The sequence below is a fragment of the Rahnella sp. WP5 genome (genome assembly GCF_000745615.1).
GTDB lineage: Bacteria > Pseudomonadota > Gammaproteobacteria > Enterobacterales > Enterobacteriaceae > Rahnella > Rahnella aceris.
The window spans coordinates 22,683-39,385 of the sequence record NZ_JQJR01000021.1 but is presented as its reverse complement, the minus strand read 5'-3'; the positions used below and the strand labels follow the sequence as shown (position 1 = coordinate 39,385).

The following is a 16,703-nucleotide window of genomic DNA, read 5'->3' as shown; positions in this document are numbered from 1 at the left end:
TGCTGCGTGGTATCAAACGTGAAGATATCGAACGTGGTCAGGTTCTGGCTAAACCAGGTTCAATCAAACCACACACCAAGTTTGATTCCGAAGTGTACATCCTGAGCAAAGATGAAGGTGGTCGTCATACTCCATTCTTCAAAGGCTACCGTCCACAGTTCTACTTCCGTACAACTGACGTGACCGGTACTATCGAACTGCCAGAAGGCGTTGAGATGGTTATGCCTGGTGACAACGTGAACATGGTTGTTACCCTGATCCACCCAATCGCGATGGATGACGGTCTGCGTTTCGCAATCCGTGAAGGCGGCCGTACTGTAGGCGCTGGTGTTGTTGCTAAAGTTATCGCTTAATCGCTGATAATTAAGAGCAAAAAAAGGGTGCTTCGGCACCCTTTTTTATTGCCTAAAATTTGTGTGCAAAAGCGTTCAAACTGCATTTGCAATAATAACCATTCTCATTTACAGTTAGTTCAAGATTTATGCGAAGCGTGGTTTATATGTACGTGTGTTTGTGCAATTCAGTCAGTGATAAAACGATCAGACAGGCAGTCAGACGTTACCAGCCGCAAACGTTCCAACAGTTGAGGAGTTTTGTTCCGGTAGGAACGCAATGTGGCAAATGTGTTCGTGCGGCACGACAAATAATGGAAGATGAATTACAGCAAATTCCTGAGTTCAAAAACATCGCGTAAAAATACTTAGTTAAAAAGTGTGCCTTTTTTTTGACTTACTCTGAACCGGATCTACGCTTTAGATACCGGAACGGAGGAGTTACCTATGAAAGGCGATAAAAAAGTCATTGCACACCTCAATAAACTTCTTGGAAATGAACTGGTTGCTATCAATCAGTACTTTTTGCATGCCCGTATGTTTAAAAACTGGGGACTGATGCGTCTCAACGGTATCGAATATCACGAATCCATTGATGAAATGAAACATGCCGATATCTATATTGAGCGGATCCTCTTCCTGGAAGGGCTTCCTAACCTGCAGGATCTCGGCAAACTCAATATTGGTGAAGATGTTGAGGAAATGCTGAAATCTGATTTGCTGCTGGAACTTGAAGGGGCGAAGGATTTACGCGAAGGCATTGCTTATGCTGACTCGGTGCACGATTACGTCAGCCGCGATTTAATGATTAATATCCTGGCGGATGAAGAGCATCACATCGACTGGCTGGAAACCGAACTGGAACTCATCGGGCGTATTGGCATTCAGAACTACATCCAGTCTCAGCTGAAAGAAGAATCCCAGTAATTTCTGCTGTATTAACTCAACATCAGCCAGATTGTTTTGCTCTCCTGGCTGATGTAAATCAGCGCACCAGCCAGTGCCAGGCAGGGTCCGAAAGGCGTTTGCTCTGACATTTTATAAATACTTACCCTTACCAGTGTGAAAACGATCCCCGCAAGTGCGGCGAGAATACACAGATATGGCAACATCTGCCAGCCCACCCAGGCGCCAAGTGCTGCCAGGAGTTTAAAATCCCCGTACCCCATTCCCTCTTTGCCGCTGACTAACTTGACACTCCAGTACAAAAACCACAACGCCAGATAACCTGCGACCGCGCCATATAATGCATTCTGAAGTGTCACGCTGCCGTACAGAGAGTGGACGAGTAACCCGGCCCACAGCAAGGGCAGTGTCAGCCGGTCAGGAAGCAGGTAAGTTGCCAAATCAATCAGGCTTAATGCCAGAAGAAACCAGAACAGTAATAAGGCACTGAATAAACTCAGGGGAGTGGTAAACAGAAACGACAGACCAAGAAACATGGCGGCGCATCCTGCTTCTGTAAGGGGGTACCTTTTAGAGATCGTGGCTTTGCAATAATGGCATTTCCCCCGTAACAACAACCAGCTCAAAACCGGAATGTTCTGCCAGTATTTTAGCGGATGTATACAGGCGGGGCAGTGTGATGCCGGAAGGCTCAGATTAAAGCCATGCTCTGTCAGTTGACCATCGTTCTGAATCATCAGCGGCAAGCGATAAACGACGACATTAAGAAAGCTGCCCAGCAGCAATCCCAAAACAGCGACGCAGGTGTGATAAAACCCGTCGGGTAATGATGTGATATAAGACAATTGCTGCCATCCTCCGTCCATGCTAAATATCTTCCTTGTTATGACATCTGCCCGTTAACGCAGTGTGAGTTGAGGAACACTGACGCTTCCTGTTGGTCCGTTACCTGTCACTATTGAGATGGCCACGACCTGAATACCGTATTCCTTATTGAGAATTTCAAGCCAGCGTAAAAGGGTGGTGTAAGGGATCTGCTCAAAGCTTAGGGCGACTCCCCGTTCATTCTGAGTAGTCTTAGGAAGTTGCAGGGATAAACCTGCCGCTGAGGTGTTAATAGCTTCCGTCAGCTTTTCTGTCTTAACTCGCAGTCCGGAAGGTGCCCCGAGACGCTGGGTTTGCTGAATCATCCATTCAAGCTGGTGATGTTGCGTGTTGACCCGTGCCCGGGATTGGGCGATCTGGTTGTTGAGCGGGGTTAAAATACCGTACCAGATGCAAGTTACTGCCAACAGAAAAGCGGCAACCAGTATCAGCCATCTTTCCCGTTCATTTTTAAGCATCAGCCACTGTTTCATGATTTACTCCGCTGAGTTAGCGTGGCGGTGATACCCGCTGATGACGTGGCTAACTTAGAAATGGCAAAGTGAAAATCGCTTTCGGTCCGTTCGACGAAATCATCAATCGCCGCCCGGTCACCCGTAGTAATCTGCAGAGTGAACTGTTTCGTCTCTTGCTGAAAATCTAATTTATCTATGTCAATTTGCGGGCTCTGCCCATGATAAGCAGTGAGTTTTGCCAGTGCAGGAAGAAAGGCTGTGGGTGCCTTTTTCATATTTTGTTCAAAATAGAACTTCAGATTACGTGTGTGTTTGTCCTGCGGAAACCAGGTTTGATGAAGTGCAAGCATCTCTTTTTTCAGTAATGATTCTTGCTGAGAAATCTGCCACCAGGTGAAAAGTTTGGCGCCGATAATCACTAGCACCGTGAGTATCGCCATGCTGGTTGCCACCCGTAGCAGATGACGTTCCCAGGCGGATTCTTCTTTACGCACGGCGAACTCGCCCTGCAGCAGATTCACTGCTGACGGACAGTTATTCTTCATCATAATCAGGGGATGAAAAGGCAGATCAGCGCGCACCCAGCCAGGAGAAATCGATTTCTCATCTCCGTAGTAATGTAATGTCTCCGGCGTTGCGATTTTAAGTAGGGTATCGAGTAATACCTGCTCAACCTGACAGCCTGAATATTCCGACTGTCGAAGGAGCCACTGCTTATCAAGCTTCATTATCGACCAGCCTTCTTCATGCCTGGGCAGCAGCAAGGCATCAATATAAATGTGCCTTATTGTCAGCCCGGCATCGCTAAATAGCCGAAGCCAGTTTCTTAAATAATCTGATTCAATACCCGCCACAAAGAGTGTCTGTTTTTCTCGATAAAGCTCAACCCAATGCAACGTATCGACATCACTGGCAATACTTTCTTCAGTAAGATGGCCAATCATCTGGCGAGTAATTTTGTTTGCGTGTTGAGGCAGAGCGATCTGACGGAAAACTATTTCACTGGCCGGGATGAACAGACAAACATTACGTGCCGCAGGTTGTGTGGCGAGTTCTGATAAATGTTCGGTATCCGGCAGGCAATGGATATCGTTGTCACATTCTGCCTTATCCGTGAACCAATAGAGTGAGTGCTCTGGCGTAGTACCAGCCCTGATAAACAGCCTGTTGGCCAGATGAAGTTGTTCCATTTACTCAATTACCCGATAGCGACGTTGATAAATTTTGATTTTTGAATCCTGTGGATTGAATTGCACAAAACTGCTCATAGCATTTTGCTGTTCTTCAAACCGGCCTAGCGTATAGAGGACGAAGTATTGGCTGCGTACCGTCAGCAGCGGTTTTAATTCGCTGCTTTGGATTTCCAGACTAAAACGCTGTTTCTTCGCCTCTTTCAGAAAAGCGTCAACAGAAACCCAGCCTCTGCGCGGTCGCGCTGAAATTAATCTGATTGCATCCTCCTGATTAATACCGCCAAGAAATAAGGCGCTTAACAGAGGAGCCTGTTCTTCGGTCAGCATATTCACATTAATTTGCTGAAACTCTTCGGGGAGAGTGCAAAGCTGATGTCGGATTTTTTTGAGTGGCAGAAGAGGGAGGTCGGGCAGCAGCGCCAGCTCATTCAGGGAAAAAAGACGTTGATTAGCTGCAGCGCGGGGCGGTATCAGCGTTTCGTAATACTCGGATTCCGCACCGGATGTTCGGGTCTCGTTATCGGCATCAAGATAATCGCTGAGGGTATCAGCGAACCGCTCGGTTTCAACGGATGTTGCCTGCGCATCGAGAAGAAGTTGTTTCAGTACCTGCGTATTGTATGGTTCACCCTCTATCGGCGTGTCAGGCTCGTTATTACGCAGGCTGTTAATGTTAAAACAGTTTTGTCCATCCGCAATAATATAGTCCACTGAAAATCCATCCTGGCCGGTGAAGTGCCCTTGCTGAACGGCAAACTGATCGAGGTTGTTTTGAACAGGGTTTTCGGTAAGTTCTTTTTTCAGTCTCGGCAGGGCGATTTCTTCAGCGGCAAAGGTTAGCCAGCGTAATTGCTGTTGATTGAGTAACCAGCTTTGGCGGTGCTGGCTGACCTGAAATTGCAGCGTCATTTTTGCCGCTAATGCAGCCATGATGGCAAGGATCATTAAGACGATCAGTAGCGCCACACCCTGTTGCTTACTCATCGTTGGTGTTCTCCCCGTTTAAGGACACCGGAGCTGCGGATTCAGAACTTGCTTGCTCAGACGGCTTATCAGCTGACTCTGCCTTCGTCTCCTCAATTATTTGGGGCAGGAGGAATAACCGGCGTATTTCACCCATATCTTCCAGCGTGACAATGAGTTCGATGACTTTTGGAAAAGAATCCGTTTTGCTCCAGCTGTTGCTCCAGCCGCCGGAATAGAATCGCCAATGCAAAGAACTTACGCCTGTCAGCAGGGTAAAGGGCGTTATCGCTGATGAATCAGTCAGTGGCTGGGACGGAAGAGATTGTGCGCTGCGCGTCAGTGTGTGATCGGTAAATGTCCAGGTAACCCGTGTAAGATCACTGGCAGACAAGGGGGCTGATGCAGAATAACTGCCAATGGTTGTAAAACTTAATGAGGTCTCAGAGGCTGATAAAAGAGCTCCTGCCACATCGGTTTGCCGTGGCAATATCTGGATCAGATCCCGTTCCAGCAAAGAAAATGTAGTCTGAATTCCGGTCAGTCTTGCCGTGTGTTCTTGTGCTATTTCACTGTTTTTAACTGATGCGGAAAGGATCTGATAGGCCAGCAGGCTGAGAAGCGCAAATATCGTCATCGCAATCATGACTTCTATCAGCGTGAAACCTTGTTGTTTGGCTGGCTGCTGGCTGCTCATGGCTTCTCTGCCATTATCTGAGTCCAGCGGCTCACCGAAAGGATCGGTGAAAGGGCATCTTCTACCTGAAGAACGCGTACCTGGTTCTGGCTAATGTTGTTCTCTCTATCAAGGGTATGTTGCTGTTCAACAAACCATTCCTGCCCGGCTAGTGTTACTCGTCTTTTTTCTTTTTTTTCCGCTTTGATCTGTGTTTCTATCAGCGTATTTTCAGCAACCCAGCTGGCAAAGAGAGAAGTTCGAAAATGATCTACTGCGCTCATTTGCGAACCCAGGCTATTCAGTAATGCCAGAGCCGCCGTGGCGAAGATGCCGAGGGCAATGATTACTTCAATCAGAGTCATACCTTGCTGATTTTTAACACTACACGTTGAAGATATACGCATTATTTTCCAGACCTTCTGACATTGAATATCAGTGGCAGTCGTCCTTCAGAAATGATGCTGCAACAGGCCGGTTCAGATGCAGAGGAAGAAAAACTGAGTTCAAAGACTGAAAGTGTTCCGTCGGGCATAAAAACAATCTGTGGTGGGCGGTTGATAGATTTATTGAGGGCTAAAGGGCTGAGCGAAAGGGTTTCATTTTCCGCAAATTCACCGCTGACAGGCATGCGGGAAGATTCAATTTCTTGCCACTGAGGCTCACGTGTTAGTGGAATCAACGTTAGCGTGCCACCTAAAACCACAAACTGATAAGCGCCGGCCGTTAAGGAAAGCCCGAGCGGTTTTCCTTCCAGCACTGCGCGCTCAGCAGCATATTCCATCACTGTTTTCATTTGCTCAGCGCGTTGGATTTGTGAGTTGTCAGACGGTAAAACCATGACCACAACCCCTGCCGCAATGGCGAAAATGGCCATTACCATCAGTATTTCCAGCAGCGTAAAGCCGGATTGTTTGACCGCGGACAAGGTTAGTGATCCTTCTCAACCCAGTTCTTTATGTCATCTGCGGTGTTGGGCTCACTGTCAGGCCCGGCAGAAAAGACATCGATAGCCCCATGTTCACCTGGACTGACCAACATGTATTCGTTGCCCCAGGGATCGGCTGGCAAACGCTTTATGTATCCATCGTTACGATAATTGGCAGGTAGCGGGTTGATCGTGGGCAGGGTTACAAGGGCTTCGAGCGTTTGTTCGGTTGTTGGATAGCGATGGTTATCCAGCTTATACATGTCGAGGGCGTTCTCGAGGGCGACAATATCGCTGACGGCTTTTTGGGTATCTGCTCTTTCTTTGTTGCCCATTACATTAGGAACAACGAGCGCTGCCAGCACCCCGAGAATGACGATAACCACCATCAGTTCGATTAATGTAAAGCCTTGTTGTCTCTGAGTACCAATGTACTGATTTTTTTGAATGTTTAACATGGAGTGATACCTTTAACTGACCATGTTATTAAGCTGGAGAATCGGTTGTAAAATCGACATGATGATGAATAAAACAATACTGGCCATAGTGACAATCAGCAGTGGTTCAAATAGCGCCAATACCATTGAAAGCCGGTGTTGCATCAGCTTGTCCTGATTGTCTGCTGCGTGTGCCATAAGCTCGCCAAGACGCCCGCTTTGTTCACCGGAAGCAATCATGTAGAGCATCATGGGTGGGAAGAGGCGGGTTTGTTCCAGAACAGCAAAGAGTGAGCTGCCCTGACGAACATGTTCTGCCGCTTGGGTAAGTAAATAATGGATCCGGCGGTTAGTTATCCCTTCTGTTGAGATTTTCATCGCATCAAGTAAAGGAACGCCGCTCGATTGCAAGATACTGAGAGTCCGGGCATATCGGGCACTATTGATGGCCCTGATCAGTGGCCCTAAAACGACAACACCGAGCAACGCCGTATGAAAACGCATAAGATTATGCTTACGGCGCAGAGCCAGCCTGAAGGTAGCGATGAAAGCGATAACCACTATGGCAATCACCCACCATGTACGTTCCAGGAAACCACTGACGCCAATTAAAATACGGGTGGAGATGGGCAGCGTATGTTTCATATGCACAAACTGTTCAATGATTTGCGGGACGACGGCCACCAGCAAAATAACAATCACTAGAATGGCAATGATGGTGAGCATGGCCGGGTAAATCATGGCTTGCGACAACTTGCTTTTGATTTGCTGGCGGATTTCATAATAATCCGCCATTTTTTCCAGTACGGTGCCGAGTTGTCCGGTTCGTTCACCTGCCGTGACCAGTGTTCTGAACATCGGATCAAATAGGCGAGGAAAATCAGATAATGCATCGGCTAGCGTATGTCCCTCCACCACTTTGTTACGCACAGCGGTCAGCACTTGCGTGAGTCCGGCGTGCTCGGTTTGGCGGGCAATAACGGCAAGTGCGGCTTCTACGGGCAGGGCTGCATTGGTTAATGTGGCGAGCTGACGTGAGAATAGTGAAATGGCATGTGAAGGGACACGCGTTTTCAATCCTTTATTTTTACTATTTAGAGTTGTCAGCGAGTTGCCCACCTGCTTTATTTCAAGAAGCGTTAAACCCCGCTCGCGGACAATCTGGCGCGCCAGGCGGAGAGAATCGGCATCAATCACTCCTCGCTGCGTCTTGCCCGTCGGGGTGATTGCATGAAAGGCGAAGCGGCTCATGAGGGAGTTCCCCGTGTCGCTATCTCTTGTTCGGCAGTAACTCTGATCACTTCTTCCAGCGTAGTCTCGCCGCTAATGGTTTTAAGCAGTCCATTTTCCCGCAAGCTTCGGGCAGTTTTGCGATGAATGTTCTCAATGGAAAATTCATCCTGATTCTCATGAATAGCCTGACGTATAGCGTTATCAACAACCATGCATTCGTGGATAGCCGCCCTGCCTTTATAGCCCGTGAAATGGCATTGAGAACATCCGACGGCTTTAAAAACAGTGGCTGGTGGTTCAGGCAGAAAGTGGAATAAAGGAATGTGAGACACATCTAACGGGGACTGTCGGGTACAATGCGGGCAAAGGCGTCGCACGAGTCGCTGAGCCACCACGCCTAATAATGAGGAGGCGAGAAGGAAGGGCTCCAGACCCATATCCCGTAAACGGGTAATGGCACCGACGGCACTATTTGTATGCAATGTTGACATCACCAGATGGCCGGTCAGTGAAGCCTGCACCGCGATTTGAGCTGTTTCATTGTCGCGGATCTCACCGACCATGACTACATCCGGGTCCTGACGCAAAATCGCCCGCAAACCGAGCGCAAATGTCATTTCTACACGGGGGTTAACTTGCGTTTGCCCCACGCCCTCCAGTTCATACTCAATCGGGTCTTCGACAGTAAGAATGTTACGCTCGTTATTGTTGAGTGCAGAAAGAACCGCGTACAGAGTCGTGCTTTTACCTGAACCGGTCGGCCCGGTGACCAGAATGATCCCGTGAGGTTTACGGATTAATGCCGATAGCTGTTGTTCGTCCTGTGGAGACAGACCAAGTTGTGGAATCTCAAGACATAAATTATTTTTATCCAAAAGGCGCATCACCACACGCTCACCATATTGAGCTGGAATGGTCGATACGCGGATATCAATCGCCCGGTGACCGATACGTAACGAAATGCGACCATCCTGAGGTAAACGTTTTTCAGCGATATCCAGTTTCGCCATCACCTTGATGCGCGATACCAAGAACGGTGCCAGCTTGCGAGCCGGTTGCAGGATTTGCCGTAAGACGCCATCGATACGAAACCGGATACTGAGCATGCGTTCGAAGGTTTCGATATGGATATCCGAAGCACCCTCTTTGACTGCTTCAGAAAGCACCGCATTAATCAGACGGATGATCGGCGAATTTTCATCACTGGCCAGTAAGTCTTCGTTATCAGGTAATTCCTCAGACAAAGACAGAAGATCGACCTCGTTATCGATATCATCAATGATTTGTTGTGACTCGCCGCTGCTACGCTGGTAGGTTGCTGATAACTTTTCATCGAACAATGTCGTTTCCACTATTTCGACCGCCGTTATTTCACCCATGATCCGACGTACTTCGAGCAGTGTTTCCACTGAAATGTCCTGTCGGCAAAAAAGCACGTTATCAAGCAGCGTTACGCCTTTTTGTTTGGCGTAGGTATAAGGCAGAACAGGGGAGGCGTGTTCCACAACGGGTCTATATAGCACTTCGTTATCACTATTCATGGCTTATCCACTAAACGGATTACGAGGTTTGCCGTCATCAGGCGTGGTGGATATGGATGCTTTTGGCACATTGTTTCCAGGATAGTCAGGCAAAATAGAACGGGTATTTGGCGTGAGCAGATCCTGATGGTCCTCATCCTGACGCGTTTTTTGAATTTTTTGAAAGTGCGAATATTTCTTATTGGAAATGGAAGAGTAAACCTCATCATCACGAATAATGGTCGGCCTGATAAACACCATCAGATTACGTTTTGCTGATTCAGTGCTGGTATAGCGGAACAAATTGCCTATCCACGGAATATCACCCAACAGAGGAACTTTGGATTTGGTTTCTTTGGTACTGTCATCCAGCAAACCGCCCAGGACTACAGTTTCACCCGTACGAACCAGCACGGCATTGGAAATGGTTCGGGTATTGAAGGTCGGACCAAGACTAGAGTTAGTTGAAGTATCAACGCTGGAAACTTCCTGTTCGATTTCCATCAGCACAGAGTCACCTTCATTGATCTGCGGAGTGACTTTTAATTTTGTGCCGACGGTTTTGTAAACTACGCTGCTATAAATGTTATCGCCAGATGTGGTTTGTGAGCCGGACAGGGAGGGGACTTCCTGACCGACGTTGAATGAGGCTTCTTTATTATCGAGAGTGACAATGCTTGGGGTGGCAAGAATATCGTTTTTATTACTGGTGGATAACGCAGTGAGTAAGACATTCCAGTCACCGCTAAAGAAGCCTGCGGTCATGCCATTGAAGGTCTGCAAAGTGCTGCTCAGAGGATTATCGCTGCTGATAATGCCCTCTTTTTTGTACTGGCGAACTCCGGCCGCAACGGTCGATATTGGCGCGCCAGTTCCGGTAAATTGTGTTCCACCAACCTGGTTGTTGCTCCACTGGATACCCAGATTAAGCCCGTTGCCATCCTGTACTTCGACAATAATGGCTTCGACTAACACCTGTGCACGGCGGATATCGAGCTTGGTGATGACCTGTTCGAGTGACTGCATCACATCCTGCTGTGCAGTAATGACGATGGAGTTTGTTTGTTCATCTGCAGTGATGCTCATCGGCTTGTTAGACGCGCCGGAAGGCTGAGCTGTTTTGCCTTCTTTCATCTCTTCTGTGATGCCAGTAAGTACGGGAACGATTTTTTCCGCTTTGGCATATTTCAGATAGAAAACACGCGTATTGCCCTGAGATGACTGGTCTTTATCAAGCTGACTAACCAGTTTTGCTGCGCGGCTGCGCACGCCTTCTGGCCCGCTGATGATTAGGGTGTTGGTTCTCTCATCCGCGACGATTTTGGCTTGTAATATGGACGATGATTGTCCTTTAGATTCCTCGCGAACCAGGTTGTTCATCATCTCAGCCATTTCCGGGGCAGAAGCATATTTTAGTTTAATGGTTTGCCTTTGCTGGTCACCCATCGCGTCAACGCGTTCGACAAGCTTAATAAGCCGGTTGACCACAGATGCCCGGCCCGTCAGAAGCAAAACATTGGAAGGTTCGTAATGAACAACATTCCCTACTCCGGTACTGTCATTCATCTGGCGAAGCAAAGGTGCCAACTCTCTGACCGGCACATTAAGAAGCGTTACGACGCGGGTGATAATTTCATCTCCCTTACCGGGGCTGTTTTTGTCTGCAATGGGCACGCCAGACATTTTCGCATTCGCTGAACGTACGACCTTCAGTAGCCCGTTATCCATGGGGATCACAGCAAAACCATAGACATCCAGCACGCTGAGAAAAAATTGATAGTATTGTTCTTCATTCAAAACATCATAACTTCTGACAGAAACAGTTCCCTGCACGGAGGGATCGATAAGGATAGTTTTATTCAGATTTTTACTTACCGTATCAATAAACTCTTTAATATCCGTGCCCTTAAAGCTCGCAGTAAACTCTTCCGCGTGTACAATCCCTGGAAGTGTGGCAAATAATATGCATGCCTTTACTAGGAGAGAGTTAATGAACTTCTTCATGACTTTCTGTATCCAACGATGTTTCGATAGTGGCTAGATTTATATAGATATTCTGAAGTTGATTTTCTCTCAGAACGGTAAGTTGTACATCCCTCAGGCTTGCCAGTTGTTCAATGTATTTATCTGCTGTTGCAGTGTCGTCGAGAGATTGCCCATTTATTTTGATGACGAACTCGCCTGGAATAAGTCCGGCTCTAAGATAAACATTGCTGCTCGTTTTGGGATTGAATCTATAACCTGTAAGTTTCTCATCTTTATATACGGGGTTGGCAACTAAATAATGCATTAAGTATTTTGCGTGTTCTTTGTTTGCCCTCTGTTTTTGTGGTTCTGGGCGTTTATTATCCTGAGCTTTATCACTGAGGTATAAAATCGCTGTTCCCTTGGGGGTGCGTATTAAAACTTCGTCTGGTTTTACTGACTGTAAGTAAGCGTTTTCCACATCAGCAAGCTTTTCACCTTCACGGTAACTATGCTGACCCGTTGGTCCTTGAAGAATAGCCAGTGAGCGCCGACTGTCAGTACTTGTCAGAACTCCCTTGAGGAATAAGGGAAGCTTAACGCTAGTCGCTGGTGATCGAGTTACCTCTTTAATCACTGCATTTCTGCGTTTTTCAAATAGTGTGCCGGGTATATTGATAAAAATTTTGGCGTCGGTGGAGGTCTTGGGCAGGAACCCAAAACTTTCCCTGCTATTTAGCACAGTAACAGCGATTGTTGAGCAACAAATCATTGTGAGTATGAATGTAATGACAATAAACATTCCTGTCTTCAATGATAGCTTTGGCCGATGCCCTTTATTCCAGATGGCATGCATGTATTGGATCATTCCCTTGTGCTTTCGTTATTCCAGTGGGTTACTTATTAGGCTATATTATACGCAGAAAAACATTGATTCACATTAATACATGTTCAATACGAATGAGGTTGTGTTTCTTGATTTTCAGATTTATTCCTCTTTCGGTTTTTTATTTAAAAACATTCATTGAATGTATAAATGGTTATGGGTATTTGTATGTACCGCGATTACTTTAATTTTGTCACGCTTCCCTTTTTGGAAGGTAATTATTTCAATAATATACGTTTGTTGGCCGCTCAGGATTTTATTCTGCAGAAGTTGAGTCAGGGAGGTATCGCGATAATCGGTGGTAACAAAGGTGTTGGTAAAACGCGACTGGCGCACGAGATTGCCAGAAAAAGTCAATGCCGGGTATTGAATTTAAGTGCAGCGTCTTTGAATGGCGCAGACAGTGAAAGCCTTGGACAATTACTAGCCTTTTGTTTTCATTTAAAGAAATGGCAAACATTACCAGCCTCGATTCTCACTATGCGAATTGCAGAATCCTTTGTCCACAATGAGGACCCCGCAGAGCCCTGGTTGGTCGTGATCGATAATGCTGAAAACCTCACGGCAGAAAGTTATGAGTTTTTACGTACATTCAAAACTTATCCGCAATCTCTGCGTGTCTCATTCCTGCTAGTAGAAGAACATAAGGGGAGTAAAAGCCGCGGCAGGCGCCATAAGATGGGGCTACCATATGCGGTTTACTCTCTGTCTCCAATGAGTCTCGCAGAAACCTCGGACTATCTGTCCCAAAGGATGCAATCAGCCGGAGGGGAGCCAACCCTTTTTAACAAACCACTCGTTAAATTGTTGCACAGTGCTGCTGGTGGACGGTTTCGGCTTATTAATGAACTGGCAACAGATTCACTTAACAGCGCATATGCAGAAAAAACACAGTCAGTCACTTATCGGCAAATGAAAGTCTGCCTCGAAGCCCGAGGACTGACGCCTGGCAAAAGGAAATGTCTCACGTTTCTCATTGCGTGTTACATGCTTTTGGGCAGTGTTTTGGGATGGACTTATTTAGGCTATGCAAAGCCATACCTCCCGCTGTTGGCGACGTTTTCCGAAAGGCTGCATGAAATCCCTGCTGCGGCCAAAAAACTGAGTGATGTTGGAAGTAACGAGCGTAACGGAATGCGTCAGCTCTTTCAGGTGTGGGGTTATTACGTGCCAACTAATGATGCGTTCTGTGATCAGGCTGTACGTGCGCAGCTCACCTGTAAAAAGGGCAAGGCAACCTTAGAGACCTTAGTCCAGGACGGAATTCCCTGGTTAAGTCCGATTACAGCAGATAAACAGACCGTGTACGTTACCGTTGTGAAGGTCACTGATGAGGAGTTAGATATTCTTATTAAAGATGAGACGTGGACGGTTCAGCGCAGCTGGTTTAACGAAGTTTGGGGTGGCGAATATATCCAGCTATTTCCGCAGACTCCGAGCGGTAAAAACGCCATCAACAATACAAGCCCTGAAGCTGACACCGCTTGGTTAGATATGACACTGAGCAAAATCCTGAACCTGCCATTCGGTAAAACGGGTCAGTGGGACAAAGATTTGATCAGGAAGGTTAAGTTATTCCAACAACGGGAAGGTCTTATTGTTGATGGAAGGGTAGGTAAGGGCACACTGATGCAAATCGCTAAACGTACCGGCAACATGCCCGTTCTGCTTACAGAAGAAGAGCTCTAGGTTAAAATGCAAAACATTCATTTATCGGCTTACACAAGCCATTTAAACAAACAAAAAGTGAAGGTGGTAGTGCATCGCCCGCTCAGAAAAAGCCTTTATTCTCTGGGATTAGGTTGCCTATGCTTGTTGGCTGGTGCGATGGCAGGCGCTTATCTTCATATAAGTTATCTTAACTGGCAGAGTTACCGGATAGGTGTCAGTGAAGAATCCCGTCTTCCTTATAAGCAATCCCCCTTACATTACATCTATCAGGACAAAGCGATGCCTGCTGTTAGTCAGTCGGCCGATAGTGATGACGATACAAATGCTGATGAACAACTGCTGGAAGATACTTCATCTATGGAAAATGAGGCTCCGGAAGAGGCGCCGACAGGCGAAAGCGATGAAAGTCAAATCATGAAGTTAGATGAGGGAAGCCCGGATATACCATTACAAGAGTGGTTGGAAAAAGCGATGTTGGAACAGCAACAAGAAGAGAAGAGCGCAAAATAAAAGCATTTTTTTTTGTAGTTCGGATTGCTTCTTACTGGTGTTTAAGTATAATGCGCGGGCTTACCTAATCTTGGTAGGCCTGGTTCAATGAGAATCAGATGGCCGATAAGTTTACTTGCCGGTCAACAATACTCCCGATATGGGGGTTATGTGAAGAACGATTACACTCTCCCATCAATCGAAATGGGTTTGAGGAGTAATCATTTACGTTTAAAATAATTGGAGCTCTGGTCTCATGCAGAACCAAAGAATCCGTATCCGCCTGAAAGCGTTTGATCATCGTCTGATCGATCAATCAACTGCGGAAATCGTTGAGACTGCGAAGCGCACTGGTGCGCAAGTTCGTGGTCCAATCCCGCTGCCGACCCGCAAAGAGCGCTTTACCATCCTGATTTCTCCGCACGTCAATAAAGATGCGCGCGATCAGTATGAAATTCGCACTCACAAGCGTCTGGTTGACATCGTTGAGCCAACCGAGAAAACCGTTGATGCTCTGATGCGTCTGGATCTGGCTGCTGGTGTAGACGTGCAGATCAGCCTGGGTTAATCAGGGTCATTGAGCGATTGAGAGGTTGAAACAATGATTGGTTTAGTCGGTAAGAAAGTGGGTATGACTCGTATCTTCACTGAAGATGGCGTTTCTATCCCTGTAACCGTTATCGAAATTGAAGCAAACCGCGTTACTCAGGTCAAAGACCTGGACAACGACGGTTACCGCGCTGTGCAGGTTACTACTGGTAGCAAAAAAGCTAACCGTGTAACCAAACCAGAAGCGGGTCACTTCGCTAAAGCTGGCGTAGAAGCTGGCCGCGGTCTGTGGGAATTCCGCCTTGCAGAAGGTGAAGAGTTCACTGCAGGTCAGAACATTAGCGTTGAAATTTTCGCAGACGTTAAGAAAGTTGATGTTACCGGTACTTCTAAAGGTAAAGGTTTTGCTGGCACAGTTAAGCGCTGGAATTTCCGTACCCAAGACGCTACCCATGGTAACTCCTTGTCTCACCGTGTTCCGGGTTCTATCGGTCAGAACCAGACTCCGGGCAAAGTGTTCAAAGGCAAGAAAATGGCAGGCCAACTGGGTAACGAGCGTGTAACCGTTCAAAGCCTGGACGTAGTACGTGTTGACGCTGAGCGCAACCTGCTGCTGGTCAAGGGTGCTGTTCCGGGTGCTACCGGTGGCAACCTGATCGTTAAACCTGCTGTTAAGGCTTAACGTCGAGGAGATAGGAATGGAATTAGTAGTGAAAGACGCGCAGAGCGCGCTGACTGTTTCCGAAACTACCTTCGGGCGTGATTTCAATGAAGCGCTGGTACACCAGGTCGTTGTTGCTTATGCAGCAGGTGCCCGTCAAGGTACTCGCGCTCAGAAGACCCGTGCTGAAGTAACCGGTTCCGGTAAAAAACCTTGGCGTCAGAAAGGTACTGGCCGTGCGCGTTCAGGTTCTGTAAAGAGCCCGATCTGGCGTTCCGGTGGTGTAACCTTCGCTGCAAAGCCACAGGACCACAGTCAAAAAGTAAATAAAAAGATGTACCGCGGCGCGCTGAAAAGCATCCTGTCCGAACTGGTACGTCAAGATCGTTTGATCGTTGTCGAGACGTTCTCTGTAGAAGCGCCTAAAACTAAGCTGCTGGCACAGAAACTGAAAGACATGGCTCTGGAAGACGTGCTGATTGTAACTGGCGAAGTCGACGAGAATCTGTTCCTGGCCGCACGTAACCTGTACAAGGTTGACGTTCGCGATGTAGCAGGTATCGATCCAGTAAGCCTGATCGCCTTCGACAAAGTAGTTATGACTGCTGACGCTGTGAAGCAAGTTGAGGAGATGCTGGCATGATTCGTGAAGAACGTCTGCTGAAAGTGCTGCGCGCGCCGCACGTTTCTGAAAAAGCGTCTACTGCGATGGAAAAGAACAATACCATCGTTCTCAAAGTTGCCAAAGACGCGACTAAAGCGGAAATCAAAGCTGCGGTTTCGAAACTGTTTGAAGTCGAAGTCGAAGATGTGAACACCTTGCTGGTTAAAGGCAAAGTTAAACGTCACGGTCAGCGTGTTGGTCGTCGTAGCGACTGGAAAAAAGCTTACGTAACCCTGAAAGAAGGCCAGAATCTGGACTTCATCAGCGGCGCTGAGTAAGTCGGAGGAGTA

Annotated in this window: 20 protein-coding genes and 1 pseudogene; 9 read left to right on the top strand and 12 right to left on the bottom strand. The window is 47.3% G+C overall.

The features are described 5' to 3' along the window. The 3 genes and pseudogenes from tuf to bfr form a co-directional block, all read left to right on the top strand. Window positions 1–353, top strand: a pseudogene (gene tuf / locus EX31_RS16225) (elongation factor Tu); the annotation flags it as partial. 146 nt (window positions 354–499) lie between these two features. Beyond that, on the top strand, window positions 500–694 hold the full coding sequence (gene bfd / locus EX31_RS25435; RefSeq protein ID WP_013573671.1) for a bacterioferritin-associated ferredoxin: 195 nt from the start codon (window positions 500–502) through the stop codon (window positions 692–694). 85 nt (window positions 695–779) lie between these two features. Continuing rightward, window positions 780–1,259: a bacterioferritin gene (gene bfr / locus EX31_RS16220; RefSeq protein ID WP_013573672.1), complete on the top strand. Its 480-nt coding sequence runs from the start codon at window positions 780–782 to the stop codon at window positions 1,257–1,259. 11 nt (window positions 1,260–1,270) lie between these two features. Here bfr and EX31_RS16215 read toward each other — a convergent pair whose 3' ends face one another. The 12 genes from EX31_RS16215 to gspC are packed head-to-tail and all read right to left on the bottom strand — an operon-like array spanning window position 1,271 to window position 12,349. Further along, window positions 1,271–2,104, bottom strand: coding sequence for a prepilin peptidase (locus EX31_RS16215; protein ID WP_051931060.1), 834 nt, complete (start codon window positions 2,102–2,104; stop codon window positions 1,271–1,273). 33 nt (window positions 2,105–2,137) lie between these two features. After that, complete coding sequence (gspM, locus tag EX31_RS16210; RefSeq protein WP_013573674.1) at window positions 2,138–2,596, bottom strand: type II secretion system protein GspM; 459 nt, start codon at window positions 2,594–2,596, stop codon at window positions 2,138–2,140. Next, window positions 2,593–3,768: a type II secretion system protein GspL gene (gspL, locus tag EX31_RS16205; protein ID WP_037035602.1), complete on the bottom strand. Its 1,176-nt coding sequence runs from the start codon at window positions 3,766–3,768 to the stop codon at window positions 2,593–2,595. Before gspL ends, gspM begins: the two co-directional genes overlap by 4 nt. After that, window positions 3,769–4,737, bottom strand: coding sequence for a type II secretion system minor pseudopilin GspK (gene gspK / locus EX31_RS16200; RefSeq protein ID WP_231576064.1), 969 nt, complete (start codon window positions 4,735–4,737; stop codon window positions 3,769–3,771). It abuts the gene before it with no gap. Window positions 4,738–4,747: 10 nt separating this feature from the next. Beyond that, the gene (gene gspJ / locus EX31_RS16195) at window positions 4,748–5,431 is read right to left on the bottom strand and encodes a type II secretion system minor pseudopilin GspJ (RefSeq protein WP_037035599.1); all 684 of its coding nucleotides are present in this window, start codon (window positions 5,429–5,431) and stop codon (window positions 4,748–4,750) included. After that, the gene (gspI, locus tag EX31_RS16190) at window positions 5,428–5,817 is read right to left on the bottom strand and encodes a type II secretion system minor pseudopilin GspI (protein ID WP_037035598.1); all 390 of its coding nucleotides are present in this window, start codon (window positions 5,815–5,817) and stop codon (window positions 5,428–5,430) included. Before gspI ends, gspJ begins: the two co-directional genes overlap by 4 nt. After that, window positions 5,817–6,338, bottom strand: coding sequence for a type II secretion system minor pseudopilin GspH (gene gspH / locus EX31_RS16185; protein WP_037035596.1), 522 nt, complete (start codon window positions 6,336–6,338; stop codon window positions 5,817–5,819). The genes gspI and gspH overlap by 1 nt, the downstream gene beginning before the upstream one ends. A gap of 2 nt (window positions 6,339–6,340) precedes the next feature. After that, window positions 6,341–6,796: a type II secretion system major pseudopilin GspG gene (gene gspG, locus EX31_RS16180; RefSeq protein ID WP_037035595.1), complete on the bottom strand. Its 456-nt coding sequence runs from the start codon at window positions 6,794–6,796 to the stop codon at window positions 6,341–6,343. A gap of 12 nt (window positions 6,797–6,808) precedes the next feature. After that, on the bottom strand, window positions 6,809–8,026 hold the full coding sequence (gene gspF / locus EX31_RS16175; RefSeq protein WP_037035594.1) for a type II secretion system inner membrane protein GspF: 1,218 nt from the start codon (window positions 8,024–8,026) through the stop codon (window positions 6,809–6,811). Next, window positions 8,023–9,549, bottom strand: a complete 1,527-nt coding sequence (gene gspE / locus EX31_RS16170) for a type II secretion system ATPase GspE (RefSeq protein ID WP_037035592.1) — start codon at window positions 9,547–9,549, stop codon at window positions 8,023–8,025. Before gspE ends, gspF begins: the two co-directional genes overlap by 4 nt. A gap of 3 nt (window positions 9,550–9,552) precedes the next feature. After that, window positions 9,553–11,532, bottom strand: coding sequence for a type II secretion system secretin GspD (gene gspD / locus EX31_RS16165; protein ID WP_037035590.1), 1,980 nt, complete (start codon window positions 11,530–11,532; stop codon window positions 9,553–9,555). Then, window positions 11,516–12,349, bottom strand: coding sequence for a type II secretion system protein GspC (gene gspC, locus EX31_RS16160; protein ID WP_037035605.1), 834 nt, complete (start codon window positions 12,347–12,349; stop codon window positions 11,516–11,518). Before gspC ends, gspD begins: the two co-directional genes overlap by 17 nt. 198 nt (window positions 12,350–12,547) lie before the next feature. Between gspC and EX31_RS16155 the strand changes: the two genes are divergently transcribed. From EX31_RS16155 to rplW, 6 genes are all read left to right on the top strand, one after another. Next, the gene (locus EX31_RS16155; RefSeq protein ID WP_231576063.1) at window positions 12,548–14,068 is read left to right on the top strand and encodes an ExeA family protein; all 1,521 of its coding nucleotides are present in this window, start codon (window positions 12,548–12,550) and stop codon (window positions 14,066–14,068) included. Window positions 14,069–14,074: 6 nt separating this feature from the next. Continuing rightward, window positions 14,075–14,560, top strand: a complete 486-nt coding sequence (locus EX31_RS16150) for a hypothetical protein (RefSeq protein WP_013573686.1) — start codon at window positions 14,075–14,077, stop codon at window positions 14,558–14,560. A gap of 235 nt (window positions 14,561–14,795) precedes the next feature. Then, window positions 14,796–15,107: a 30S ribosomal protein S10 gene (gene rpsJ, locus EX31_RS16145; protein ID WP_009639175.1), complete on the top strand. Its 312-nt coding sequence runs from the start codon at window positions 14,796–14,798 to the stop codon at window positions 15,105–15,107. A gap of 33 nt (window positions 15,108–15,140) precedes the next feature. Then, the gene (gene rplC / locus EX31_RS16140) at window positions 15,141–15,770 is read left to right on the top strand and encodes a 50S ribosomal protein L3 (protein ID WP_013573687.1); all 630 of its coding nucleotides are present in this window, start codon (window positions 15,141–15,143) and stop codon (window positions 15,768–15,770) included. 16 nt (window positions 15,771–15,786) lie between these two features. Beyond that, entirely contained in the window at window positions 15,787–16,392 is a 606-nt protein-coding gene (gene rplD / locus EX31_RS16135; RefSeq protein ID WP_013573688.1) for a 50S ribosomal protein L4, read from the top strand. Continuing rightward, window positions 16,389–16,691, top strand: a complete 303-nt coding sequence (gene rplW / locus EX31_RS16130) for a 50S ribosomal protein L23 (RefSeq protein WP_013573689.1) — start codon at window positions 16,389–16,391, stop codon at window positions 16,689–16,691. The genes rplD and rplW overlap by 4 nt, the downstream gene beginning before the upstream one ends. The last annotated feature ends 12 nt before the right edge of the window (window positions 16,692–16,703 follow it).